The organism is Bradyrhizobium sp. U531, from assembly GCF_051710265.1.
In the GTDB taxonomy this organism is placed as follows: Bacteria; Pseudomonadota; Alphaproteobacteria; order Rhizobiales; family Xanthobacteraceae; genus Bradyrhizobium.
Window position 1 is genome coordinate 556,494 of record NZ_JASVEN010000005.1, and the last position, 22,432, is coordinate 578,925.

Below are 22,432 nucleotides of genomic sequence, written 5' to 3' on the forward strand. Positions count from 1 at the left end.
TGGGAAGCTGGAAGATCGGGACTTCGGGCCCAATCGAAACTGGCGGAAAGGACCTCTATGAGGTCGAGCACATACCGAGCCAGAAGGTCATCGAGCGCGGAAATGCGATCTGCGAATGCGACGAAATCATGCAAATCTCTCCCCGGTTCGATTGAATAAGGCGCGCTTTATAGATGTACCGTTTCCGGTTTGCAACGGGGCTCCGGCGAGATCACGGACGAGTGTTGCAATTTGGTGCGGGGCCGCCGCCTCACACTCCGCTGTCATCCCCCGCGAAGGCGGGGGATCCAGTACGCCGCGGCGGACGTGGTGAGCGTGCGCTCTGCAACGCAGGCCTCTGGGATACTGGGTCGCCCGGTCAAGCCGGGCGACGACACCTGTCGTGTGGCCTAATGCGCGTCGCCGCCGCCGGTCAGCGAAGCCGGCTTGTTCAAGAGCGTCACCAGCAGGGTGAGGCCGAGATAGAACACCGTCAGCACGAAGAAGGCGTCGCCGAAGCTCATCACCACGGCCTGGCGATGCACGAGCTGGGAGAGCTGCTTCATCGCCATCAGCGTGGAGTCGCCGAGCCCCTGGAACTTCTGCATAAACATGGTGAGGGTTTCGGTCGCCGTGGCGTTGCCCCAGGTCACGCGTTCCTGCAGACGGCTGATGTGCAGATCGGTGCGATCGTTGAGCACGGTGTTGATGACGGCAAGGCCGACCGCGCCGCCGAGATTGCGCATCAGGTTGAACAGGCCCGAGGCGTTCTTCACCCTGTCGGGCGCCAGCGTGCCGAGCGCGATGTTGTTGGTCGGCACCATCGCGAACATCATGCCGACGCCGCGCAGGATCTGCGGCACGAGCAACTCGTAGAAATCGTAGTCGCGGGTGATCCAGGTCATCTGGTAGGAGCCGATCGCGAACACGACGAGGCCGAATGCGATCATGTAGCGCATGTCGAACTTGACCATGAGCCGGCCGACCAGGGGCGCGACCAGGAACATGGTGATGCCCGAGACGAACATAGTCTCGCCGATCATCAGCGCGCTGTAGCCGCGCACTTCGGCGAGATAGCGCGGATAGATGTAGGTCAGGCCGTAGAGGCCGATGCCGATGCAGAATTGCAGGAGGCAGCCGATCGCGAAATTGCGGTCGGAGAAGGTGCGCAAATTGACGATCGGCTCGGCCGCCGTGAACACCCGCCAGAAGAAGGCGATCGCCGAGACCGCACAGATCCAGGCGCAGATCGCGACCGAGGTGTCCTGCATCCATTCATATTGCGGCCCCTCCTCCAGCACATATTCCAGCGTGCCGAGGAAGCTGGCCATGAACGCAAGACCCCACCAGTCGAAGCGGTCGAGCAACTCGAAATGCGGCTCGTCGAAATCGACCAGCGCCAGCACGCCGACGGTGATGCCGATGCCGGGCACGACGTTGATGAAGAACAGCCAGTTCCAGGACATCAGGTCGGTGATGTAGCCGCCGACCGTCGGCCCGATCGTGGGCGCGAGCGTCGCGACCAGCCCGATGATGGGGCCGACGATGTGGAATTTGGAACGCGGAAACACGGTATAGGCCGAGGCGAACACCGTCGGGATCATGCCGGCGCCGAGGAAGCCCTGCAGCGCGCGCCAGAGGATCATCTCCTCGATGGTGGTGGCGAAGCCGCAGAGCAGGCTCGAGGCGGTGAAGCCCGCCGCCGAGATCGCGAACAGCAGCCGCGTGCCGAAGGCGCGCGACAGGAATCCCGACAGGGGAATCGCGATGACCTCGGCGATCAGATAAGCGGTCTGGACCCAGGAGACCTCGCTGGAGCTGGCCGACAGGCCGGCCTGGATCTCGCTCAGGGACGCCGAGACGATCTGGATGTCCAGGATCGACATGAACATCCCGAACACCATGATGATGAAGGCGAACAGCCGCTTCGGCGCAATGCGCTCCGAAGCGGGGTCCGCCATCATGGCAGCTGAAGCAGTGGTGGCGTTGGCCATGGCGAGACCTCGCAGTGCTCGATGCGCTTACTGCGGGTGGATCGCGGTGGGATCGTCGAGGTCGACCTCGCTGTCGGCGTCGGCCGCGCCCTTGTTGGTGTCGACGGTCGCGTAGACCGACATGCCGGCACGCAGCAGGTTCTGCTTCGCCACAGACTTCGGCACGCGGATGCGGACCGGCACGCGCTGCACGATCTTGGTGAAATTGCCGGTGGCGTTGTCGGGCGGCAGCAGCGTGAACACGGAGCCCGCACCCGCCGCGATGCTGTCGACGACACCGGAGAACTTGCGCATGCCGTAGGCGTCCACCTTGATCGTCACGGGCTGGCCGGGACGGATGCGCTTGAGCTGCGTTTCCTTGAAGTTGGCGTCGATATAAACGTCATCGAGCGGCACGACATTGCCGAGGCGCTGGCCGACCGCGATGAAGTCGCCGGTGTTGACGAGACGGTTCGAGAACGTGCCGTCGACCGGGGCCCGCACCGAGGTGAAGGCGAGGTCGCGCTCGGCCTTGGCGAGCGAGGTCTTGAGTTCGGCGAGCTGGGCCTGTGCTTCGGCCTGCTGGGCCTTGGCGACATCCACATTGCTGACGGCAACGTCGTAGGCGGCCTGCCCGGCCTTGACCGCGGCGGCGCCCTGGTCGCGTCCGGCTTCCGAGGTCTCGAAGGTGGCGCGCGAAGCAAAGCCCTTGTTGCTCAGCGCCTGCTGACGCTCATAGTCGAGATCGGCGCGCTTGAGACCGGCCTGAGCCGAGACGAGTTGCGCCTTGGCCTGGGCCACCTGGCTGTCGAGCGCGGCGATCTGGCGGCCGATGCGATCGATGGTTGCCTGCTGGGTCGCGATCTTCGTCGCGGCGGCGTCGACCGCGATCTTGTAGTCGCCGTCGTCGATGCGGAAAATGACGTCGCCCGCGCGCACCGTGGTGTTGTCGCCGGCGAGGATCGCGGAGATGTGGCCGGCAACGCGCGCGCCCAGCATGGTGTTGTTGGCGCGGACATAGGCGTCGTCGGTGGCGATGTAGAAGCGGCCGACCAGCGTGTAGTAGCCGGCATAGCTTGCCGCGGCGAGCGCCAGCACCAGACCAACGCCCATCAGGACGAATTTACGCTTGCCCGGCTTGGGCGCACCGGCGGCGGGCGCCTCGGCCACGGGTGCAGCGGGCTTGTCGACCGCAGGCTTCTCCGGCGCCTCGGCCGTGCGGCGCTTGGCCTCCTCGACCACATGCGCCCGCAATTGCTCGGCAAGGGGTGTCGTCTCGGACGCAGCATTGCCGCCCGCCTGTTCCTCCACCGCTTCCTGGCGAAGGACGCGCGCAGCCTGGTCTCTCGATACGGCCATAAAGGCCTCCCCAAAGAAAAATGCGAACAAGGACGGCCGTTCTCCGGCCGGTTCCCTTCGCTGATCCAAATACCATTGACCGAACGGTTCGGTCAATATACATAATATTCCCGGGCGGACCCTACTGGCCCGAATCCTTTATTTGCGTTTCATCGTTCGGCACCCTGTCCAGAAACCTTCCGAGACCCTGAACCAATGGTTGTAGCTGCCGGCGAACATCTGCACGTCATCCAAGAGGAGGACTCCTCCAAGCGTCGCCAAATCCTCGACGGTGCCCGTAAGGTCTTCATGGATCTGGGGTTTGACGGCGCCAGCATGGGCGAGATCGCGCGCGCGGCGCAGGTCTCCAAGGGCACCCTCTATGTCTACTTCGCCGACAAATGCGCGCTGTTCGAAGCCATCCTCGAGCAGGAGGCGCTCCAGCACGGCCAGGTCGTGTTCAATTTCGATCCCGCGCGCGATGTCGAGACCACGCTGAAGGAGTTCGGCCGGGCCTATATCCAGCTGCTGTGCCGGCCCGGCGGCGGATCGGCGATCCGCACCGTGATGGCGATTGCCGAGCGCATGCCCGATGTCGGCCGCCGCTATTATGCGCGGGTGCTGGATAAATCCATCAACCGCCTCTCCAGCTATCTCGGGGCTCATGTCGCTTCCGGCGATCTCAAGATCGACGATTGCGACCTTGCCGCCTCCCAGTTCATGGAGCTGTGCAAGGCATCACTCTTCTTGCCTTTCGTGTTCCAGGCCGCGCCCGCGCCGTCGGAAGAGCGCATGACCGAGGTGGTCGGCAGCGCGACACGGATGTTCCTGGCGGCGTATCAGGCGGCATAACGGCGGCGCGTTGCGCGGGCTGGAGCGGCGGCACTATATTGCGGCCATGTCCCGTGATCTTCGCCCGCCCGTCGATATCCTTCATTACGAGATCGTCCAGGAACAAGCTTCCGCGCTTGGACGGATGGGCCGCACGCTCGAACAGGCGCTGACGCGTCTGCGCGAGTTCGATACCGCACACGCTTCCCCGGAAGTGCCGGCCTCGATGCAGCCGGCGCGGCGCAAGCTCGTGCTGGAAGCCGGCCAGGCGCTCTGGATGTTCGTGGTGCAGCGTGAGGCGACGGGTCTGCGCGACAGCCGCCACATCATGCGCACCTACAACGTTCCAGGCGAGGTGCAGCTCTGCATGGGGCTCCCTCCTGCGCTGACGAAGCCGGTCTCGAAATAACCGCTCGTGCCGCAGAGTTAGATTCCGGCCTCTTCCATCCTGCGCCATCCATGCAGGATGCCGTGCCCTTGCCGGGCGAACGCAAAACAATTGCCGCCGCCCGCCGGCTGGTCGTGGACGCGAGCTATGGGATGGCCGGCATACCAGCAGAACAGCAGCGTGCCGACCGCGCCATGACCGACGAACAGGACGTCGCCCGGGCGATTGCGCGCCAGCACCGCCTCAGCCTCGCGGACGATGCGTGATTGCGCATCCACCGCGCGCTCCCAGCCGCGGACGCTAAGCTCGGGCTCGGCGAAGAACTGATCGGCGACGGCCTCGAACTCGGCCGGCTTCAGGAAGCCGGTCGCCGAGCGATCGTTCTCGTGCATGGCGTCGCGGATCTCGATCATGACACCGAGACCAGCGGCAATGATCTCGGCCGTCTCGATCGCCTTGCGCTCGCCGCTCGCAACAATCTGCGTGGTGTTAGCGAGCCAGGCCGCATTCGCCAGCACCTCGGTGCGTGCGCGGCCGATAGAACTCAGCCCCCATTGCGGCACGGGCACTGCAGGATCGATTTGCACCTGCGGATGGGTGAGATAGCGGACGATGAACATTTTGGCTGACGCGATCGTAGCCCGCATGAGCGCAGCGATATGCGGGAATGCTGGTCCCGGATATCGCTGCGCTCATCCGGGCTACAAGAGCGGCTGCATCAGCCTAGTCGTCGGCGTAATCGTCCTCTTCACGCTTGCGTGACGTCGTCTTGCGCGCGCCGAGCGAGCCGGTGACCGACGGTTCGTGCGCATTCGCATAAGGCCTGCGCGACTGCACACGCGAGGCGACCTCTTCGCCGGAGACCGCGGCGGGCTGGCAGATCAGGCGGCGGCTGGCGCGGCGCATCAAATCGACGTGGATGTGATCGTAGTGATAGACGTTCGACCCCGGCGCGAGCACGGTCGTGAAATGCGCGCAGGCGCCCGACTGCACGTCGCGCAAAAATCCCTGCTCCTCCGGCATGCCACGCCAGCCGTCCTTGACGGTGACACGGCGGCCGTCGGCGAGCACAAAGGCGGCGATGTCGAGCGCGTTGCCGAAGGCGTGCTCGGAGATGTGCGAATGCGGATTGCCGTTCATGCCGCGGCAGGAATAGGCCGAGATCTGCTTGATCTCGGCGACGCGCACGCCGAACCAGCGCATCGCGGACGGCTGCACGGTATCGGCGAGCCAGCGGTCGAGCTCGGAGACGATCGGACAGGCAAGCGTCGCGGTCGGCTTGATCGTGACCGGGCCGACGGCCGTGACGGGATTGCCCTGCGCGGGGCCGAGACGCGGCGGCGGCTGCTGCGCGGGCGCCTGCGAGTAAGGCGCCGGCCGCGACGGATAGCTCGGCGAATTCATGTAGCGCGACGCGCCCGCGGCGTCGGTGCCGTCGGGCGGCAGGTCGATCTCGTCTTCCTGCGAGGCGACGCCGGGCGCGTTCAGCGACATCGGTCCGGAAGATGCGCCATAGCCGGCGGGCTGGCGCACCGCGCTTTCCGGATAGTTCGAGCGCGGCTGCGACACCGGCCAGCGCGGCTGGCCGCCGATGCTGCCGGGCGGACGCAGTTCCTCGTCGGCAAAGCCGTAGCTGCTCGAGGCCTCGCCGAGGGCGGCGACCTTGAGCGGAAACTCGGCGCCGCACATGCCCGGCCCGGAGATCGGGTCAATGCGAACGAGATCCGGCCCCTCTTTCACCGCGCCCGATTTCAGGCATGCGGCTTCAGCCTCGGCCCGCCATGGTTCGCGTTCGGCCTGGAACATGCCGCGTCCGCAACCAGCTAGCGAAACAAGGACGATGGAGCCGACGAGATACAAACGAACTCCGCGCGTCATGCACGCACGTTCGGTGAATTTACTTAAAGACTCTTCAACACGTTGATTTCAGTGTTCTTTAACCATACCGCCGCGGGTGCATCGAAACCCTGGCGGGCATGAGCGGCAGCAGTGCTGACTTTTTCGCGTGGAGACTCTCTGTTAACCATGACGAACGTGCGCGACGTAGCGCGCGTGGAGGGAGCCACCTCATGACGTTCGCCGGGAGACTGAGCGTAGTCACCGCGTACCTCGCCATGGCCTTTGTCGGAGCGATCGTGCTCGGCATGGTCTAGACGACCCACCCGCTACAAGACTTTCTGCCCTAGCCCTCTTGCGGGCGAAGGTGAGAGCTATGACCGCGCGCTCCACTGCCGCGACGTCGTGATCAGCTGCACGCGCGGCGCCTCGACCCGCGTCCAATCGTTGCCTGAGCACCAGAAACGGCCGATCGCGCACGCTTCGACGCGGAGCTTGCCGGAGCTCTTCAGCGTCATGGTCGCGTAATAGGTGTTGCCGCTGGAGCGGCTGAAGATGCTGCCGGCCCAGGCGTCATGCGACTTCGGCTTCATGTTGACGAGCACGCTCTCACCGCGACTTGAAGCCTCGGTCAGCGCGTAACCGCACAGTGCGGGCCCGCAGCGCTCGATGCGGACCGTGCCCTTGGCGCCGTCGCTCTCCCATTCGCCGAGCGGCGAATAGCTTTGCTCGTCATCGCCGCCGTGTGCGACCGTCGCGGCTTGCTTGATCTCTGGGCCCGGAACGGGCGGCGGCTCCAACCGCGGCGGCTCAGTTCGCGAAAGCTCGACGCGCGGCGGACCGGCGCTCAGTGCCTCGGGTCTGGATGCCTCCAGTCTTGGTGCTGGCGGCGGCATGATCGGCTGTGACGTCGTCGCAGCCAGGGTCGGCTCTGGCGCCGCCGGCGGCGGCGCGACCACGGCCGCCTGCAGCGGACGGACCGGAATGGCCGGCGCAACCAACGGCGCCTGCACCATCGCCGCCGGCGGCGGGGCCGGTTTCGTCGCGGTGTCGTCCGCCGGCCGAAGGCTGCGATTCGACGAGATCGACACGCAGGTCGAGGATCGGCACGCCCTGGACGCCTCGACATGGAATCGGTGGCCACCGACCGAGAACGAGTACGAGCCGGCCTCGGCTGCGGGTGTCACAGCCATCAAGGCGATCACTGTGCCAAGCGAAGTCAAAAGCCGGGTCATCGGCGCCTCCTGTCGTGTCGCGACGAGGTTATGCGGGATGGACCGCGGCTGGATGTGCGCTGGCTCACCCAAGCGCCTGGAGCCGTTGTGACTCCCATCACAGAAAGCGAGGCCAGGCCGGCATAGGGTCGAACCACGCTTCATCCACCGGCGACTTCAGTCCATCAGGGACCACGCCATTTTCGGAGGTTGTCATGAACAAGCTCACCATCGCCGCCACCGCGCTCTTCCTGGCATCGACCGCCGCAGCCCATGCCGGCGGCGGCAATTCGATCTCGTTCCAGGTCGAAGGCCAGCACATCCGCATCGAAACGCCGCGCAACTGCGCCTCGCTCAATTGCGTGACCATCGTCGCGCCGGGCCTGTCGGACAAGCCGATCAAGCTGAACAACATCAACCTCAAGGGCCTCGGCGGCTCCAAGGACGACGACGTCGACACCACGCCGGCTCCGGCCACCACGACCGCGCAGCCCGCGCCGGCTCCGGTGCAGCAGCAGCCGGTGCAACAGGCGCCGGTTCAGGCGGCCGCGCCCGTGGCCGTCGCCCCCGCGGCTCCCACCACCGCGATCGCCGCAGCTCCAGCCACAAGCTACAACACCACGCAGCCCGCGCCCGTTGCCGCTCCGGCTCCCGCGGTCGCGCCCGCCCCAGTCGCCGTTGCTCCGGCGTCCGCTCCGGCTCCGGTGGCCGCCGCGCCCGTGGCCGCACCGAACTCGCCGATCGGCGTGTGGGCGACCGAAGAGAACAAGGGCAACGTCCGCGTCGAGCAGTGCGGTGCCAATCTGTGCGGTTATGCCGAGAAGACCAACGAGCGCATCCTGATCAACATGAAGCCCGAGGGGGCCAAGTGGAGCGGCCGCATCCACGATCCCGACTCCGGCCGCAACTATGACTCGACCATCGCGATGAAGGGTCCGAACGCGATGCGTGTACAGGGTTGCGCTTTCGGCGGCATGTTCTGCGGCGGTCAGACCTGGAAGCGCGTGAGCTGAAGCGCAAAGCGTCAGCCCAACGACCAACAACCTATCGTCATGCCCGGGCAGAAGCGCGACTTCGCGCTGGATGTCCCGGGCATCCACGTTCTCAGTGACGCAAAGCATGGCGTGGATGGCCGGGACAAGCCCGGCCATGACGACGTAGAAATAGTCGAGCCCTATTTGCTTGGCCTCTCCTAGCCTCTGAACGCTCGCCCAGCGCAGACCACACGCGTTCATCCACCATTCAGGTCCGCCCGGCTGATATCGACCGATCTCGCCTCGCGTTCTCACCGGGACTTTCTCGTGACATCCATGCTGGCTTGGCGCCGCTTCGTGTTCGCGCTCGTGCTGCCGGCATTGCCGCTGGCAGGCAGCAGCGCGACTTTTGCATCCGAGACGATCGAGATCGCGCAGGCACAGCCCCAGGCCGACCCGGCGCCCGCACCTTCCCCGACGCCCTCGGCCTCGCCGGCGCCCGCAGCCGATGCACAATCCGCCACCGTCGAGCCGATCGGCAATGTCGCGACGGTCACGGGGATCGCGACCGTGATCCGCGACAAGAATTCCTATCCGCTGCGCGTACGCGACGACATCTATCTCAACGACGTCGTGCAGACCTCGTCGAACTCCACGCTCGGCATCACCTTCAACGACGCCACCACGTTCAACCTCTCCGCCTCTTCGAAGATCACCATCGACAATTACGTCTACGAGGACGGCGGCAAGCAGAACTCGGGGATCTTCGACATCGGCAAGGGCACCGTCGCTTTCGTTGCCGCCGCGGTGGCCAAGACCGGCGACATGAAGATCACGACGCCGACGGCGACGCTCGGCATCCGCGGCACCACGGGGGTCGTCGACGTGCCCGAAGGCGCAACCGCCGGCAGCACCAACAACGTCAACATCAAGCTCTATCCCGACGCCGACGGCCGCGTCGGGCACATCGACGTCGACGACCGCACCAGCGGCACGCGGCTCGGCGCGCTGACGCAGGGCGCGAGCGGCTTTGCGATCCGCCCCGGCGCGGCCACCGCCGGTGTGATGCGCTTTGCCGCCGTGCCGATCACGATTGCCCCGCAGCAGATCGCGCGCGACCGCGGCTTTGTAAGTCAGGTCCATCTGGCGCAAACCACGGGCCGGCAGATCGTCACCGAGCAGCGCGACTTCCGCCGCGCCAATCCGGCCGCGCTCAGCCGGATTCCGCGGCCGGCGCAGCCGCCGCAGCAGCAGCAATTGCGACCGGCGACCGTGCCCGCTCAGCAGCCGCAGCGCCCGAACGGCCAGCCCGGCCAGAACAACCGCCCGGGTCAACAGCAGCCGGGAACGCCGGGCCGCCAAGGCGCGCAGCCGCCGCAGCGGCAGGGACAGGGCCAGCAAGGCGGCGCCGTGCAGCCGGGCACACCGCGCGCGGGTCAGGGGCAACAACAAGGACAGCAACAAGGGCAACAGCGCGGCCAGCAGCAACAGGGTCAGCCGCAGCCCGGCCAGCAGCCAGGTGCCGGACGCCCAGGCGCGCCGCGCACTGGACAGGGCGCAGCCCCCAACGGCACGCCGCAAACCCTGCCCCAGCGCGGCGGAGCAAATCAGCCCGGAGGAGTAGTGCCGCCGCAACCGGGCGGGACGCAGCCGGCAAGCCCGCAGCCGCAACAGCCGCGCACCGGCCTGCAGCCGGGCCAGCCGCCCGCAGCCCAACCACCCGGCATGCAACGCCAAGGCGGGTACCAGCAGCGCCTCCCCGCCGCTCAACGCCCGGCAGCCCCGCGCAGGCCCGTGCCGGCACCGAAGGAGAAGAAAGAGCGGCGGTGACGCTGCACTTTCTTCGATGCGGGCGAGCAAGCGTTGTCAGCCCTGTGGCTGCTTCTGAGCAAATACTGCGAAGCAATCGCGCTCCGCTATCTCCCCGTCATTGCGAGGAGCCCTTGCGACGAAGCAATCCAGATTCCCTCCGCGGAGGCAGTCTGGATTGCTTCGCTGCGCTCGCAATGACGGCGTGGAGAAGCTGACGCTCCCACAGGCACATCAGCTCGCGGAAATATCCGAATTCACTAGCAGCGCGGCGGGAGAAGACCTCACGCCTCGCCGCGCAGCCAGGCCTTCACCTTCTGCAACAGGCCGTGGCGCAACTCGTCCACGGAGGCGGCTTCCGCGGGCGTCAGCGTCTGCAAGGCTGCATCGATATCTTCGCTCGCCAATGGTGACTCCGGCTCGGCAACGGAGGTCGGCGACGCCGCGGCCCCAGGCGCCAGCCCCGCCGCCGCGAGTGCGATCGGACCAATCTGTGTCAGGAACGCACGCTCATATTCGCGCGACAGCCGCGCGACCGCGTCCTCCAGCGTCAGCCAGTCCACCGCCTTGATGTCGTTCATCAGCTTGCGGACCGGCCCGCCCCCGGCCTCCATCCGCCAGAAATGCACGATCTTGGAGCGACCGCCGGACTGATAGGCGATCGTGCCCAAGAATTCGTGCACGGCGACGTCGTGCCCGGTCTCTTCCAGCACCTCGCGATGCGCGGCGTCCTTCGGCGTCTCGCCGTCGTCGAGCTTGCCCTTGGGCAACACCCATTCATTTCGCTTGCGCTGGCGCACGACTGCGATCAGCGGCTCCGATCCTCGCCGCAGCACAATTCCACCCGCCGCCATGACCGGCGCCCGTGCCATCGCCACATCCGTGTCGTCAAATCGTCCCCGCCACACATATAGACGGCGGTGACGGTGGATTGAAGGCTACTTTCTCCTCAGCAACGCCTGTCCGGCGCGAATGCGCGTGCCTTCGGCGATGCCGTCGCAGAACGTGAAATCGCCGGGGGCAAGGATGATGATGGTCGAGCCGTGCTCGAACCAGCCGAGCTCCTCGCCCTTGGCGACATTGACGTCACAGGGAAAGTTGACGGGGCCGCGAGTCTGCGCATTCAGCACCATGTCGAGGAAATGCAGGCGGATGCTCGCGACCAGGATCGCGGCGACCGGCACCAGCGTCACGGCTTCACCGGTCGCCAGATGGGTACGGATCACCGCGCGCTCGTTCTTGCAGAACAGGCGCTCGACCCGCTTCAGCGCGATCGGGTTGACGTTCCAGACGTCGCCATGGATCAGCGTGACCCGCTCGATATGCGCGTCATGCGGCGCATGAAAACGGTGATACATGCTGGAGGTCAGCCGCAGCGTGACGAAAGAGCCGTTGCGGTGCTGATCGACCAGCGCGGGATCGCCGACGAGGTCGAGCAGCGAATAAGGCGCGCCCTTGACCTGGAACAGCTCGGTGTCGGCGATCTTCCCGTGGGCGCCGACGATGCCGTCCGACGGGCTGGCGACAATCGAGGGGTCGGGATCAAACGGCCGCAGGCCCGGCTTCAGCTCCCGCGTGAAGCAGTCGTGCAGGCTCGTGAAATGATCCTTCCGCGCCTCCGACAGATCGAGGTCGGAGAACAGCTTCCACAGCGCGATCGAGAAGTCCCGGACCAGCGGATTCTCGATCTTGGAGAACCAGCCCATGAAGCGGGTCAGCGCGGCGCGCGGGATACGGTTGGTCAACAGGAAGTTGAGGTCTTCCTGCTGGGTGAAAGAGGCGATGAGGGCTTTGACTGTCATGAATCTGTCAGCTCACAGTATTAGCGCTTGTTGACATGGAAACGACACTCCCGATTCTCTCGATGTCCGTGGCCGCCGCAGCGTCTGCTGCCGCCGTCCTCCCGAAGATCAAGGCACGGGTCGAACTGTCCCGCGCCAAGCACCGCTCGCTCGCCGGACATTCCAAGATGTCGCGGCGGGTAGCGAAGCTGCTGCCGTTCTACGAGTTCGAGGGCGATAAGTACTTCGGCTGCGATGGCGCGCCCGACAACGTGGTGAAGCAGCGCAAGGACGCCTTCTTTCGTCTCGCCAAACTCTACGCCGAGCGCTACCCCAAGGGCCGCGCGATGACGAAGGAAGCGGCCGAGACGATCTCCGATCTCAACTTCACCGAAAGCTACCGCGTGCCGTTCCAGTTCGCGCGCCTCGTTCGCGAGCACCTGGGCACCTCGACCTTCATGGAGTCCTCGCGCGGCGTCACCGTCACCGATGTCGACGGCAACACCTCGTACGACCTCACGGGATCCTACGGCGTCAATATCTTCGGCAACGACTTCTACAAGGAGTGCATCGAGGGCTCCGAGAAGCGTGCGCATGCGCTCGGTCCCGTGCTCGGGCCCTACCATCCCGTCATCCTCGAGAACGTGCAGCGGCTCTGCCGGATCTCCGGCCTCGACGAGGTCTCGTTCCACATGTCCGGCACCGAAGCCGTGATGCAGGCGGTGCGCCTCGCGCGCTACCACACCAAACGCACGCATCTCGTTCGTTTCGCCGGTGCCTATCACGGCTGGTGGGGCGACGTGCAGCCCGGCGTCGGCAATCCCATTGCCGCGCACGAGACCTACACCCTCGCCGAGATGTCCGAGAAGACGCTGCACGTGCTGCGCACGCGCAACGACATCGCCTGCGTTCTGGTCAATCCGCTGCAGGGCCTGCATCCGAACGGCAACGCGCCCGGCGATTCCTCGCTGGTGGATTCCTCCCGTGGCGGCAACTTCGATCGCGCTGGCTACACCGAGTGGCTGAAGAAGCTGCGCGAAGTCTGCACCAAGCGCGGCATCGTGCTGATCTTCGACGAAGTCTTCGTCGGCTTCCGTCTCGCCGCCGGCGGCGCCCAGGAATATTTCGGCGTCAAGGCCGACATGGTGACCTACGGCAAGAGCCTCGCCGGCGGCCTGCCGGTCGGCGTGGTCTGCGGCAAGCGCGAATTGATGCGCCGCTTCCGCGACGACCGTCCCGCCGACATCTGCTTCGCCCGCGGCACCTTCAACTCGCATCCCTACGTCATGACGGCAATGGACGAGTTCTTGAGCCGGCTCGCCAGCCCGAATTTCCGTGCGGTCTATGACGGGCTCGAGGAGACCTGGAACGGCCGCGTCCAGACGCTCAACCGGATGATGGAAGGCGCGGACCTGCCGGTACGCTTCGCCAATCTCTCGTCGATCTGGACGGTGAAATACACCACCCCGTCCCGCTACAATTGGATGCTGCAATATTACCTGCGCGCCGAGGGCCTCGCGCTGAGCTGGGTCGGCACCGGCCGGCTGATCTTCAGCCTGAACTACACCGACGCCGACTTCGCCGAAGTCGCCGAACGCTTCGTCCGCGCGGCCGAGAAGATGAAGGCTGACGGCTTCTGGTGGCACGACGGTGTGCTCACCAACAAGAACATCAAGCGGCAGATCCTGAAAGAGATGCTGGCCAAGCGCTTCGGGCGCTGAGGCCGGTCTCCTCGCCCCGAGCACCGCCGCCAATTCCCCCTCGCCCCGCTTGCGGGGAGAGGGTCGGGGTGAGGGGGACTCTCCGCGCGTGTGATGAGAGTTAAGGCACGAGCCGTTGGCAGCACCCCCGTGGATAGCCCCCCTCACCCGCCGCGCTGCGCGCGTCGGCCTCTCCCCGCACGCGGGGAGAGGCGAAGAAACAGCCCCCAAGACGTGGATGCCCGGGACGAGCCCGGGCATGACGTAATCATCAGACATCGGAGTGCTTGGCGAGAACAGCGCGCTCAGGCGTGCTGCTCTTCGAGCGTGGGCTCGGAGATCAGGCCCAGCGTGTGCTCGGGGTTGAGGTGCAGGCCGGGGTCCATCAGCTCGCCGCGCATAAGGGCGAGCGGCGCGTTGCGATAGAGCATCAGGTCGTGGAAGGGGTCGGTCAGGATCTTGGTCATCCAGACGAGGCCGGTCTCGACGTCGCGGATGAAGAACAGGTGCACGGTGCGGAACAGAAGACCGCCGCCGCCGACCACCAGCCAGATCTTGGCGACCTGCCGCATGAAGTCGGTCGCCGTTGCCCAGGGTGTGAACAGGCCGAACAGCGTGGGATCGGCGAACAGCACCATCGGCGAGGCCGCCCAGATCGCCATCAGCACGACCTTGCGCTGCAGATTGTAGCCGACCTTGATCTCTTCCTTGTACTCGTGCGTCGCCTGGTTGACGTGGTCGTAAGTGTGCGGCTCGAAGAAGAAATGGCCGGCCTGGCGCGAGGTCATCGAGACCAGCCATCCCACGAGGGCGGAGACGACGGGATCGATGAACAGCCAGACATAGGCGAAGAGGAAGCTCAGCGCGCTGATGAAGTGCAGGCTCTGATTGATCCGGCTGTGGTGATAGTAGCGATGGTCGTCCCAGCGCTGGATCCGCAGCTGCTCGAGATAATTCTTGATCATGCTCTTCCCCAAATGCGTTCGGGTTCGGGATTTACAGGGATTCGATGTAGGCCGTGTGACATCATCGTTTTGTCTTGTGACGATGCGCAGCGGCGCGATGACGCACGCGACGCGTGAGCGCGATCAGGCCGCCTTGGCGACGTCGATCTTGCGGAAGCGCACCAGCGAGAAATGGCCGAGCGGCGGAATCAGGCGGCGCTCGGCGAGCTCCATGCCGCGCGCGCCGGCCAGCCACTTCGCATAACGCGACCAGGCGAACTCGGCGGTGCGGAAGCCGAGCGGACGAACCACCGGCTGCAGCTTCTGCTCGATGAAGCGGCGCATGCCGGTATCGGCACTGACGCGGGTCAGGATGATCAGCTCGCCGCCCGGGCGCAGCACGCGGGCGAATTCGTCCAGCGCGACTTCCGGGTTCGGCACGGCGGTGACGACATATTGCGCCATCACGACGTCGAAGGAATTGTCAGGGAATTCGAGCTTCTCCGCGTCCATCACCGCGAGGCCCTCGACGTTCTTGAGCTTGCCCTCGGTGACGCGCTGACGCGCCTTGTCGAGCATAGCTTCCGAGATGTCGGTGCCGAAGATGCGCAGGTTCGGCGCGTAGAGCGGCAGCGAGATGCCGGTGCCGACGCCGACCTCGAGCACGCGGCCGCCGATCTTGTTGGTGGCCGCGATCGCCGCCTGACGACCCTTGGCGAACACGCCGCCGAACACGAGGTCGTAGACCGGCGCCCAGCGATCATAGGCCTGCTCGACCGTGCCGCGGGTGAGGTCGAGCTGCTGGGTGCCGTCAAGGTTCATGATCTTGGCCATCGGTGAGGTTCTCGCTTGTGGGTCAAATGAAAGGTCAGCCGCGCACCGGCCGCCGCGCCAAGCGAGGCGAGGCGCGCAGGACGCGGCTGGGCTGAAGTGAGGTCAGGTTGCCGACGAACTGGCGCGCACTGTTCTCCCAGGAACGCTCCAGTGCAAAATTGCGGCAGGTCTCGCGCGACATGGTCAGCGCGCGCAGGCACGCGGCGCGCAGATCGTGGTCGATCGCGCCGATCGGATGATCGGCGATGACGTCCTTGGGTCCTGTCACCGGAAACGCCGCGACCGGCGTGCCGCAGGCCAGCGCCTCGAGCTGCACCACGCCGAACGTGTCGGTCAAGCTCGGGAACACGAACACGTCGGCAGCGGCGAGATGCGCGGTGAGATCGGTGCCCTTCTTTTCGCCGAGGAAGACCGCATCGGGATATTTCTTTTCGAGCGCGGCCTTCTGCGGACCGTCGCCGACGACAACCTTGGTGCCGGGCAGATCGAGCGAGAGGAACGCTTCGAGATTCTTTTCGACAGCGACGCGGCCCATGGTCATGAAGATCGGGCCCGGCAGGTCGAGCTTCGCCGGGCTGTCGGGGTGAAACAGCTCGGTGCTGACGCCGCGCGTCCAGAAGCCGAGCCGCTTGAAGCCGCGCTCGGAGAGCTCCTGCCGCAGCGAGGGCGTCGCCACCATGGTCATGGCGGCGGCATCGTGGAAGTGACGCAGCACGGCGTAGCCGACCGCCGCGGGAATGCCGGTCCGCACTGCAACATATTCCGGAAAACGCGTCGTATAGGAGGTGGTGAAAGCCAGGCGGTTGCGGCGGCAATAGGCGCGCGCGGCCCAGCCGATCGGGCCTTCGGTCGCGATGTGCAGCGCTTCGGGGGCGGCCTTCTCGATCCGCCGCGCGATCTCCTTCGCCGACGGCAACGCAAAGCGCAGGCCCGGATAGGTCGGCAGCGGCCAGGACGGAAAGCCGTCCGGGGTCAGGAAGTCGATCTCGACATCGAGCGCCTTGGCCGCGTTCGCCAGCGAGGTCAGGGTGCGCACTACGCCGTTAACCTGCGGATGCCAGGCGTCGGTTGCGATTAATACCCGCATGGGAAAATCCCGAGAGTTTGATGATTCTCAGGCATCGACCATCAACGAAGGATATTTCAGGCGTGTGACGTCACAGAAGTGTCGGCACCCGGTTTTGTGCGGCGCCCGGTGGCCCGGGCCACGAAACTGTCATGAAACAATCCTTGCCGCCGTGAAACCGTTTTCGGTTTTCCACGCAAATGTCCCGAAACGTTTTGCCGTTAGTGATCCAGGCAACAGAGCACCGCAACGGTGCCGCGGTGGCCGAAGCCACCGAGCAAACAGGGGCAATCACATGTTCAATCTGGGCACGTTCAAGACGTTTTCGCGCGCAATTGCTTTTGGCGCAGTCGCGGTCTCCGCGATCGCATTCGCGGGTAGCGCCAAGGCCGCGCCCGTGCAGATCTTCCCCTTCTTCCAGCCGCTGCCGCCGATCGCCGCGCCGCAGCCGTTCCAGCCCTATCAACCGTATCAGGCGCCGACCTATCAGACCGAGCCGTCCGAGGATCAGGATGCCGTCGAGATGCCGGCCCGCTTCCGCCGCCAGACCGTTGCTTACGCGACGCGTGAGGCGCCGGGCACCATCATCATCGATACCCCCAACACCTATCTCTATTACGTGCTCGGCAACGGCCAGGCGCTCCGCTACGGCATCGGCGTCGGCCGCGACGGTTTCACCTGGTCCGGCGTGCAGTCGGTGACCCGCAAGGCCGAGTGGCCGGCTTGGACGCCCCCGCCGGAGATGATCGCCCGCCAGCCCTATCTGCCGCGTCACATGGCCGGCGGCCCCGGCAATCCGCTCGGCGCACGCGCCATGTATCTCGGCGGCACCATCTACCGCATCCACGGCACCAACGCCCCCGACACCATCGGCAAGCGTGTCTCGTCCGGCTGCATCCGCTTGACCAATGACGACGTCACCGACCTCTATTCCCGCGTCAACGTCGGCACCAAGGTCGTGGTGCTGCCGATGACGGAGCGCCGCGCGGAGCTTGGAACCACGACGCGCTGAGCAACAGGACATTGTGACGCAAACGGCCCCGGAACCCACCGGGGCCGTTTTCGTTGGCCCTCGGCATGCCGACGCGCGCTTGAGGCGCGGCTGTTGATGGAGGCGCCAATGCAATCACGCCGGCAATCCCTGCCATATAAGTGGATGCACGCGGTCGCCGGCGCCGGAGCCCTGGCGCTGCTGGCGTCCGCGCCCGCCTCGCGCGCGCAGCAGCCCGCGGGCGATCAGGGCGGCCAGCAGGCCTTCAACAATTCCTGCCGCACCTGTCATTCCACCAAGGAAGGTGACAACCGTCTCGGTCCCAACCTCAATGGAATCGTCGGCCGCAAGGCCGGCTCGCTGCCCGACTACAACTACTCATCGTCCATGAAGGAAGCCGGCTTCGTCTGGGACCAGGACAAGCTCACCCGCTTCATGCTCAAGCCGGACGAGGTGGTCTCGGGCAACAAGATGCAGCCCTATGGCGGCATCTCGGCGGAGGAAGCAGCGAAGGTGGTGGGGTATTTGAAGGCGGCCGGATCGCAGTAACCGCACCTGTGCCTGGCTTGAAGTCGCGGCGCATCCTTCGAGACGCCCGCCTCTGGCGGGCCCTCAGGATGAGGGCTGAGTGTGTGGCTCGATTGATTCCTGAAGCGTTTGTTCACGAGATCAACGACCACCTCTTGCGCCAAGGCACGCCTGCCAGTTAGCCTCATCCTGAGGAGCGCGCCCTAGCGCGCGTCTCGAAGGACGAGGCGTTCACGATGACCGACGGCGCGTGGCTCTACATTCTCAGATGCGCCGACGGCAGCTACTACATCGGCACGACGCGCACCGAACTCGATATCAGGATCGCGCAACATAACGCAGGCACGTTCGAAGGCTATACGAAGTCACGCCGGCCTGTAGCACTGATGTTCTCGCAATGGTTCGATGGGAACACCGACGCGATCGAATGTGAGCGCAAGCTCAAGAAGTGGAGCCGCGCCAAGAAGGAAGCCTTCATGCGCGGCGATTTCGTCGGGCTCCATGAGCTGGCCAAGCGCGCATCAAACCATCCTTCGAGACGCCCACGAGGTGTCACTTCGATATGACGCCGCCTCCTCATGCCGCTTCGCCGGCGATCCGCCTGCTCACGCCCGCCGATGCCGAGCGCTACCGCGCGATCCGGCTGGAAGCGCTCGCGACCCATCCCGAAGCGTTCACCAGCACGCTCGAACGCGAGCGGGAAAAGCCGCTCGCCTGGTTCGAGGAGCGCCTCGCGGCATCGGACGTGTTCGGCGCGTTCATCGCGGGCGAGCTCGTGGGCACCGCGGGCTTCCGCCGGGAGGACGGCGCGAAGACCGCGCACAGGGCGGTGCTGTGGGGAATGTATGTGCGGCCGCAGGCGCGGAAATCGGGCATGGGACGATTGCTGGCCGATGCCGTCGCCGCGCATGCGGCAAGCCGCGTCGAGCAGCTTCACCTCGTCGTCGTCAGCGAGAACCTGCCCGCATTGCGGCTCTACAAGGCGGCCGGCTTCGCCGAATATGGCCGCGGCGTGAAGGCGCTGAAGCAGAACGGCCGATATTCCGACGAGATCATGATGGCCTTGTTCTTTGGCGAAGGCGGCACGTCTCGGCCCCGGTGATCTCCGGGGCCGTTCGCGTCGCGCCACTTACCGGCCGCCCTAGCCCCGCCGCTCCGCGAGCAGCCTCAGCCACGCCGCCGAATGGAACGCGCTCATCAACAGATACATCGGCACCATGCCGCCGAGCACGGAGCTGCGGCCGGCGGCGCACAGTATGTCCGCCGGCCCACCCGCGACCACGGCCATGATCGCGAACGTCGGCGTGGCAGCCAATGCCAGCCATCGGGCGAGATGACGCGCGGCCACCACGCCATCGCCGGCCATTGCGTCCATGGGACTAATCACGGCCTTCTGCCGCCTCCCGGCGAAACGCCTTCTCGCCGGCGTCCGAGATCTCCACCCATTTCTGGTCGGGCGCTGCGTTCTCCGTATAGCTGTCGTGCCAGTTCCACCATTTGTAGGTCGGCGTCTGCGGATAGCCCTTCGGCGAATCCTCCCACACCTCCTGCCGGCCGAGCGGGGTGATGTCGAGATAGTTCCAGGTGCCGCCCATTTGCTCGTCGCCGCGGCTCTTGACGAAATAGGTGCGGAAGATGCGCGTCCCGTCGCGATAGAACACGTTGGTGCCGTGCCATTCGTCCACGCCGAAATCGGCATCGAAACTGTCGGTGACGGTGACCCAGGGCATGGTCCAGCCCATCCGCTGCTTCAGCCTGACAATGTCGGCCTGTGGCGCGCGCGAGGCGAACACCAGCGTGGTGTCGCGGGCATTCAGATGCGAGACATGGGCGACCTGGTCGGCCACCATGGAGCAGCCGCGGCAGGCATGATCGGGCCAGCCGAACACGCCGGGCTCGAAAAAGGCGCGGTAGACGATCAGTTGCCGCCGGCCCTGGAACAGGTCGGCGAGACCAAGCTTGCCGCCGGGCCCCTCGAACGCATAGGTTTTGGCAACTTCCATCCACGGCATGCGCCGGCGCTCGGCGGCCAGGGCATCGCGGGCACGGGTATGCGCTTTTTCCTTCACCAGCAGTTGCTGACGGGCTGCTTCCCAGTCCTGCGGCGACACCACCGGCGGTGTCTGCATGGCGGTCTGTTTGTCTGCTGAAGTCATCATGGTTCTCCAAAGCTCTCACTTGAAGTCTTGCCTGAACGACCATTCCGCTTCTGGCGAAACCGCCGGCCCATTGCCGCACATTGTCGGTCGACAACGATTTCTGGCACTGCGCGGTTGCGCGGTGGGAGTAACAAGTGTGGCGGGATTTGAATGGAGTCGCTGATCACGGCGGCCGCGCGCGCGCTCGAGGCCGGCGATCCGCTCGGCGCGCTGAACCGCGTCGCACTGCGCAACGACGCTCCGTCACTGGCGCTGCGCGGCATCGCGATGGCGCAGCTCGGCGATCTCGCCAAGGCGAAAACGCTATTGCGCAGCGCCGCGCGCGCCTTCGGTCCGCGAGAAGCCGTCGCGCGCGCCAGGTGCGTGGTGGCCGAGGCCGAGATCGCACTGGTCTGCCGCGATCTCGGCTGGCCGGACAAGACGCTCACGGCGGCACGCGCGACCCTCGAAAAGCACGGCGACCTCGCCAACGCCGCGCATGCCGGCCATATCGCCGCGCGGCGGCTCCTCCTTCTTGGACACATTGACGAGGCGGAGCGCACGCTCGCTGATCTCGGCTCCCTCCCGCTGCCGCCCGCCTCGCAGGTCGTCCGGGAGCTCGTGTTCGCCGGCATCGCCATACGGCGGCTCAGGACGAAGGATGCGCGCGCGGCGCTCGCGCGGGCGGCCGGCGCGGCGCGGCAGGCCGATATCCCCGCACTCTCGGCCGAAGTCGACAGCGCAAGCCGCGTGCTCGACACGCCGGCGGCACGCCTGATCGCGCGCGGCGACGAGCGGCCCCTGCTGCTGGCGGACATCGAGGACCTCGCGACGTCTGAGGCGCTCGTCGTCGACACCTTCCACCATTCGGTTCGCCGGCGCGGCACCGTCGTGCCGCTCGGCACGCGGCCGGTGTTGTTCGCGCTCGTCCGCATCCTGGCGCAGGCGTGGCCCGCGGACGTCTCGCGGCAGACGCTGATCGCGGGCGCGTTTCACGCTAGGCATGTCGACGAATCGCATCGTGCGCGGTTGCGCGTCGAGATCGGGCGACTCCGCACCAAGCTCAAGCCGCTCGCCGGCATCTGCGCGACCAAGCAAGGCTTCGCGCTGGCGCCGCGCAAGACGCGCGAGATCCTCGTGCTGGCGCGGCCGGTCGAGGAAAAGCATGCTAGCGTGCTCGCGCTCCTCTCCGACGGCGAGCCCTGGTCGAGCTCGGCGCTCGCGCTGGCGCTGGGAACGAGCGCGCGCACGGTGCAGCGCGCCCTCGACGAGCTGGCGCGCGCGAACAAGGTGCAATGCTTCGGACACGGGCGGGCGCGGCGCTGGATGATGCCGCCCGTCCCGGGTTTCCCGACAGGCTTGTTACTCCCTACGCCGCTCCTGAAGGCGTAATTTGGGACCACATCACAGGAGCCAGCAGATGAAGCGTTCAGCCGCCGAGATCGTCAGGGAATATGGACCGTTCGAGGGCGTCGATGCCGTGCATGGCGTCACCTATGACGGCAGCCATGTCTGGTTCGCATCCGGCGACAAATTGAACGCGGTCGACCCTGATAACGGCAAGGTCGCGCGCTCCATCGATGTCGCCGCGCATGCCGGCACGGCGTTCGATGGCAAGCATTTGTTCCAGATCGCCGAGGATCGCATCCAGAAGATCGACGCGACCTCGGGCAAGGTGCTCGCCACGATTCCGGCGCCGGGCGGCGGCGGCGATTCCGGCCTCGCCTGGGCCGAGGGCTCGCTGTGGGTCGGGCAATATCGCGAGCGCAAGATCCATCAGGTCGATCCGGAAAGCGGCAAGGTCCTGCGCACCATCGAGAGCAAGCGCTTCGTCACCGGGGTGACCTGGGTCGACGGCGAGCTCTGGCACGGCACCTGGGAGAACGACGAGAGCGACGTGCGGCGGATCGACCCGGCGACCGGCAAGGTGCTCGAGCAGCTCGACCTCCCGGCCGGGACGGTCGTCTCCGGGCTGGAGTCCGACGGCGGCGGCCGCTTCTTCTGCGGCGGCGGCCCCAACGGCAATGTGAGAGCGATCCGCCGTCCGAAGCGCGGCTAGCGCCGCAATTAACGCTCTCAGCAGGCGGCAACAGCCGTTAACCCGTTCG

Annotated in this window: 23 protein-coding genes; 11 read left to right on the forward strand and 12 right to left on the reverse strand. The window is 66.0% G+C overall.

Annotated features, from left to right (window positions below; genetic code table 11):
- Window positions 1-389: 389 nt before the first annotated feature.
- Window positions 390-1,973: a DHA2 family efflux MFS transporter permease subunit gene (locus tag QRQ56_RS24970; protein WP_438743690.1), complete on the reverse strand. Its 1,584-nt coding sequence runs from the start codon at window positions 1,971-1,973 to the stop codon at window positions 390-392.
- A gap of 27 nt (window positions 1,974-2,000) precedes the next feature.
- On the reverse strand, window positions 2,001-3,311 hold the full coding sequence (locus tag QRQ56_RS24975; RefSeq protein ID WP_438743691.1) for an HlyD family efflux transporter periplasmic adaptor subunit: 1,311 nt from the start codon (window positions 3,309-3,311) through the stop codon (window positions 2,001-2,003).
- A gap of 195 nt (window positions 3,312-3,506) precedes the next feature.
- On the opposite strand from QRQ56_RS24975, the gene QRQ56_RS24980 reads away from it, so the two are divergent.
- Together QRQ56_RS24980 and QRQ56_RS24985 are read left to right on the forward strand one after the other, a co-directional pair.
- Window positions 3,507-4,142, forward strand: coding sequence for a TetR/AcrR family transcriptional regulator (locus QRQ56_RS24980; protein WP_438743692.1), 636 nt, complete (start codon window positions 3,507-3,509; stop codon window positions 4,140-4,142).
- 46 nt (window positions 4,143-4,188) lie between these two features.
- Entirely contained in the window at window positions 4,189-4,530 is a 342-nt protein-coding gene (locus tag QRQ56_RS24985) for a DUF6665 family protein (RefSeq protein WP_438743693.1), read from the forward strand.
- Window positions 4,531-4,547: 17 nt separating this feature from the next.
- Here the strand turns inward: QRQ56_RS24985 and QRQ56_RS24990 are convergent, their stop codons facing one another.
- The 3 genes from QRQ56_RS24990 to QRQ56_RS25000 form a co-directional block, all read right to left on the reverse strand.
- A complete protein-coding gene (locus tag QRQ56_RS24990; RefSeq protein WP_438743694.1) occupies window positions 4,548-5,129 on the reverse strand; it encodes a histidine phosphatase family protein in 582 nt (193 codons plus the stop codon).
- Between the two features lie 103 nt (window positions 5,130-5,232).
- On the reverse strand, window positions 5,233-6,387 hold the full coding sequence (locus QRQ56_RS24995) for an extensin family protein (RefSeq protein ID WP_438743695.1): 1,155 nt from the start codon (window positions 6,385-6,387) through the stop codon (window positions 5,233-5,235).
- Window positions 6,388-6,719: 332 nt separating this feature from the next.
- Window positions 6,720-7,580 (reverse strand): DUF2147 domain-containing protein, encoded by an 861-nt coding sequence (locus QRQ56_RS25000; protein WP_438743696.1) that lies wholly within the window; start codon window positions 7,578-7,580, stop codon window positions 6,720-6,722.
- A gap of 194 nt (window positions 7,581-7,774) precedes the next feature.
- Here QRQ56_RS25000 and QRQ56_RS25005 point away from each other — a divergent pair, with 194 nt between their 5' ends.
- Together QRQ56_RS25005 and QRQ56_RS25010 are read left to right on the forward strand one after the other, a co-directional pair.
- Window positions 7,775-8,572, forward strand: a complete 798-nt coding sequence (locus QRQ56_RS25005; RefSeq protein WP_438743698.1) for a DUF2147 domain-containing protein — start codon at window positions 7,775-7,777, stop codon at window positions 8,570-8,572.
- A 297-nt stretch (window positions 8,573-8,869) separates the two neighbouring features.
- A complete protein-coding gene (locus QRQ56_RS25010; protein WP_438743753.1) occupies window positions 8,870-10,363 on the forward strand; it encodes a FecR domain-containing protein in 1,494 nt (497 codons plus the stop codon).
- A 263-nt stretch (window positions 10,364-10,626) separates the two neighbouring features.
- On the opposite strand, the gene QRQ56_RS25015 is transcribed toward QRQ56_RS25010, so the two are convergent.
- Window positions 10,627-11,214 carry an NUDIX hydrolase gene (locus QRQ56_RS25015; protein ID WP_438743699.1) on the reverse strand — a complete coding sequence of 196 codons (588 nt, stop codon included), beginning with the start codon at window positions 11,212-11,214 and terminating at the stop codon, window positions 10,627-10,629.
- A 66-nt stretch (window positions 11,215-11,280) separates the two neighbouring features.
- On the reverse strand, window positions 11,281-12,144 hold the full coding sequence (gene asd, locus QRQ56_RS25020) for an archaetidylserine decarboxylase (protein WP_438743701.1): 864 nt from the start codon (window positions 12,142-12,144) through the stop codon (window positions 11,281-11,283).
- 35 nt (window positions 12,145-12,179) lie between these two features.
- Between asd and QRQ56_RS25025 the strand changes: the two genes are divergently transcribed.
- Window positions 12,180-13,844 (forward strand): aminotransferase class III-fold pyridoxal phosphate-dependent enzyme, encoded by a 1,665-nt coding sequence (locus QRQ56_RS25025; RefSeq protein ID WP_438743702.1) that lies wholly within the window; start codon window positions 12,180-12,182, stop codon window positions 13,842-13,844.
- Between the two features lie 284 nt (window positions 13,845-14,128).
- Here the strand turns inward: QRQ56_RS25025 and QRQ56_RS25030 are convergent, their stop codons facing one another.
- The 3 genes from QRQ56_RS25030 to QRQ56_RS25040 form a co-directional block, all read right to left on the reverse strand.
- Window positions 14,129-14,788 carry a hypothetical protein gene (locus QRQ56_RS25030; RefSeq protein WP_438743703.1) on the reverse strand — a complete coding sequence of 220 codons (660 nt, stop codon included), beginning with the start codon at window positions 14,786-14,788 and terminating at the stop codon, window positions 14,129-14,131.
- Window positions 14,789-14,911: 123 nt separating this feature from the next.
- Window positions 14,912-15,601: a methyltransferase domain-containing protein gene (locus QRQ56_RS25035; RefSeq protein ID WP_438743705.1), complete on the reverse strand. Its 690-nt coding sequence runs from the start codon at window positions 15,599-15,601 to the stop codon at window positions 14,912-14,914.
- Window positions 15,602-15,635: 34 nt separating this feature from the next.
- Window positions 15,636-16,688 carry a glycosyltransferase family 4 protein gene (locus QRQ56_RS25040; RefSeq protein ID WP_438743706.1) on the reverse strand — a complete coding sequence of 351 codons (1,053 nt, stop codon included), beginning with the start codon at window positions 16,686-16,688 and terminating at the stop codon, window positions 15,636-15,638.
- Window positions 16,689-16,962: 274 nt separating this feature from the next.
- On the opposite strand from QRQ56_RS25040, the gene QRQ56_RS25045 reads away from it, so the two are divergent.
- The 4 genes from QRQ56_RS25045 to QRQ56_RS25060 all read left to right on the forward strand — a co-directional run bounded on the left by QRQ56_RS25045 (window position 16,963) and on the right by QRQ56_RS25060 (window position 19,288).
- Complete coding sequence (locus QRQ56_RS25045; protein ID WP_438743708.1) at window positions 16,963-17,679, forward strand: L,D-transpeptidase; 717 nt, start codon at window positions 16,963-16,965, stop codon at window positions 17,677-17,679.
- A gap of 108 nt (window positions 17,680-17,787) precedes the next feature.
- A complete protein-coding gene (locus tag QRQ56_RS25050) occupies window positions 17,788-18,207 on the forward strand; it encodes a c-type cytochrome (RefSeq protein WP_438743709.1) in 420 nt (139 codons plus the stop codon).
- A gap of 215 nt (window positions 18,208-18,422) precedes the next feature.
- Window positions 18,423-18,752 (forward strand): GIY-YIG nuclease family protein, encoded by a 330-nt coding sequence (locus tag QRQ56_RS25055; RefSeq protein WP_438743711.1) that lies wholly within the window; start codon window positions 18,423-18,425, stop codon window positions 18,750-18,752.
- Window positions 18,749-19,288 (forward strand): GNAT family N-acetyltransferase, encoded by a 540-nt coding sequence (locus tag QRQ56_RS25060; RefSeq protein ID WP_438743712.1) that lies wholly within the window; start codon window positions 18,749-18,751, stop codon window positions 19,286-19,288. The genes QRQ56_RS25055 and QRQ56_RS25060 overlap by 4 nt, the downstream gene beginning before the upstream one ends.
- Before the next feature lie 39 nt (window positions 19,289-19,327).
- Here QRQ56_RS25060 and QRQ56_RS25065 read toward each other — a convergent pair whose 3' ends face one another.
- Together QRQ56_RS25065 and QRQ56_RS25070 are read right to left on the reverse strand one after the other, a co-directional pair.
- Window positions 19,328-19,573: a hypothetical protein gene (locus QRQ56_RS25065; protein ID WP_438743713.1), complete on the reverse strand. Its 246-nt coding sequence runs from the start codon at window positions 19,571-19,573 to the stop codon at window positions 19,328-19,330.
- On the reverse strand, window positions 19,566-20,345 hold the full coding sequence (locus QRQ56_RS25070; RefSeq protein WP_438743714.1) for a DUF899 domain-containing protein: 780 nt from the start codon (window positions 20,343-20,345) through the stop codon (window positions 19,566-19,568). The genes QRQ56_RS25065 and QRQ56_RS25070 overlap by 8 nt, the downstream gene beginning before the upstream one ends.
- A gap of 150 nt (window positions 20,346-20,495) precedes the next feature.
- On the opposite strand from QRQ56_RS25070, the gene QRQ56_RS25075 reads away from it, so the two are divergent.
- Together QRQ56_RS25075 and QRQ56_RS25080 are read left to right on the forward strand one after the other, a co-directional pair.
- The gene (locus tag QRQ56_RS25075) at window positions 20,496-21,716 is read left to right on the forward strand and encodes a helix-turn-helix domain-containing protein (protein WP_438743715.1); all 1,221 of its coding nucleotides are present in this window, start codon (window positions 20,496-20,498) and stop codon (window positions 21,714-21,716) included.
- A 28-nt stretch (window positions 21,717-21,744) separates the two neighbouring features.
- The gene (locus tag QRQ56_RS25080; RefSeq protein ID WP_438743717.1) at window positions 21,745-22,383 is read left to right on the forward strand and encodes a Vgb family protein; all 639 of its coding nucleotides are present in this window, start codon (window positions 21,745-21,747) and stop codon (window positions 22,381-22,383) included.
- Window positions 22,384-22,432: the final 49 nt, after the last annotated feature.

What these genes read in the sequence shown, in the direction of transcription:
- QRQ56_RS24985 (WP_438743693.1), top strand. Translation starts at nt 4,189, where the DNA reads ATGTCCCGTGATCTTCGCCCGCCCGTCGATATCCTTCATTACGAGATC.
- QRQ56_RS25005 (WP_438743698.1), top strand. Translation starts at nt 7,775, where the DNA reads ATGAACAAGCTCACCATCGCCGCCACCGCGCTCTTCCTGGCATCGACC.
- QRQ56_RS25010 (WP_438743753.1), top strand. Translation starts at nt 8,870, where the DNA reads ATGCTGGCTTGGCGCCGCTTCGTGTTCGCGCTCGTGCTGCCGGCATTG.
- QRQ56_RS24970 (WP_438743690.1), bottom strand. Translation starts at nt 1,973, where the DNA reads ATGGCCAACGCCACCACTGCTTCAGCTGCCATGATGGCGGACCCCGCT.
- QRQ56_RS24995 (WP_438743695.1), bottom strand. Translation starts at nt 6,387, where the DNA reads ATGACGCGCGGAGTTCGTTTGTATCTCGTCGGCTCCATCGTCCTTGTT.
- QRQ56_RS25050 (WP_438743709.1), top strand. Translation starts at nt 17,788, where the DNA reads ATGCAATCACGCCGGCAATCCCTGCCATATAAGTGGATGCACGCGGTC.
- QRQ56_RS25030 (WP_438743703.1), bottom strand. Translation starts at nt 14,788, where the DNA reads ATGATCAAGAATTATCTCGAGCAGCTGCGGATCCAGCGCTGGGACGAC.
- QRQ56_RS25055 (WP_438743711.1), top strand. Translation starts at nt 18,423, where the DNA reads ATGACCGACGGCGCGTGGCTCTACATTCTCAGATGCGCCGACGGCAGC.
- QRQ56_RS24990 (WP_438743694.1), bottom strand. Translation starts at nt 5,129, where the DNA reads ATGTTCATCGTCCGCTATCTCACCCATCCGCAGGTGCAAATCGATCCT.
- QRQ56_RS25045 (WP_438743708.1), top strand. Translation starts at nt 16,963, where the DNA reads ATGTTCAATCTGGGCACGTTCAAGACGTTTTCGCGCGCAATTGCTTTT.
- QRQ56_RS25015 (WP_438743699.1), bottom strand. Translation starts at nt 11,214, where the DNA reads ATGGCACGGGCGCCGGTCATGGCGGCGGGTGGAATTGTGCTGCGGCGA.
- QRQ56_RS25080 (WP_438743717.1), top strand. Translation starts at nt 21,745, where the DNA reads ATGAAGCGTTCAGCCGCCGAGATCGTCAGGGAATATGGACCGTTCGAG.
- QRQ56_RS25035 (WP_438743705.1), bottom strand. Translation starts at nt 15,601, where the DNA reads ATGGCCAAGATCATGAACCTTGACGGCACCCAGCAGCTCGACCTCACC.
- QRQ56_RS24975 (WP_438743691.1), bottom strand. Translation starts at nt 3,311, where the DNA reads ATGGCCGTATCGAGAGACCAGGCTGCGCGCGTCCTTCGCCAGGAAGCG.
- QRQ56_RS25000 (WP_438743696.1), bottom strand. Translation starts at nt 7,580, where the DNA reads ATGACCCGGCTTTTGACTTCGCTTGGCACAGTGATCGCCTTGATGGCT.
- asd (WP_438743701.1), bottom strand. Translation starts at nt 12,144, where the DNA reads ATGACAGTCAAAGCCCTCATCGCCTCTTTCACCCAGCAGGAAGACCTC.
- QRQ56_RS25070 (WP_438743714.1), bottom strand. Translation starts at nt 20,345, where the DNA reads ATGATGACTTCAGCAGACAAACAGACCGCCATGCAGACACCGCCGGTG.
- QRQ56_RS25025 (WP_438743702.1), top strand. Translation starts at nt 12,180, where the DNA reads ATGGAAACGACACTCCCGATTCTCTCGATGTCCGTGGCCGCCGCAGCG.
- QRQ56_RS25040 (WP_438743706.1), bottom strand. Translation starts at nt 16,688, where the DNA reads ATGCGGGTATTAATCGCAACCGACGCCTGGCATCCGCAGGTTAACGGC.
- QRQ56_RS24980 (WP_438743692.1), top strand. Translation starts at nt 3,507, where the DNA reads ATGGTTGTAGCTGCCGGCGAACATCTGCACGTCATCCAAGAGGAGGAC.
- QRQ56_RS25075 (WP_438743715.1), top strand. Translation starts at nt 20,496, where the DNA reads ATGGAGTCGCTGATCACGGCGGCCGCGCGCGCGCTCGAGGCCGGCGAT.
- QRQ56_RS25060 (WP_438743712.1), top strand. Translation starts at nt 18,749, where the DNA reads ATGACGCCGCCTCCTCATGCCGCTTCGCCGGCGATCCGCCTGCTCACG.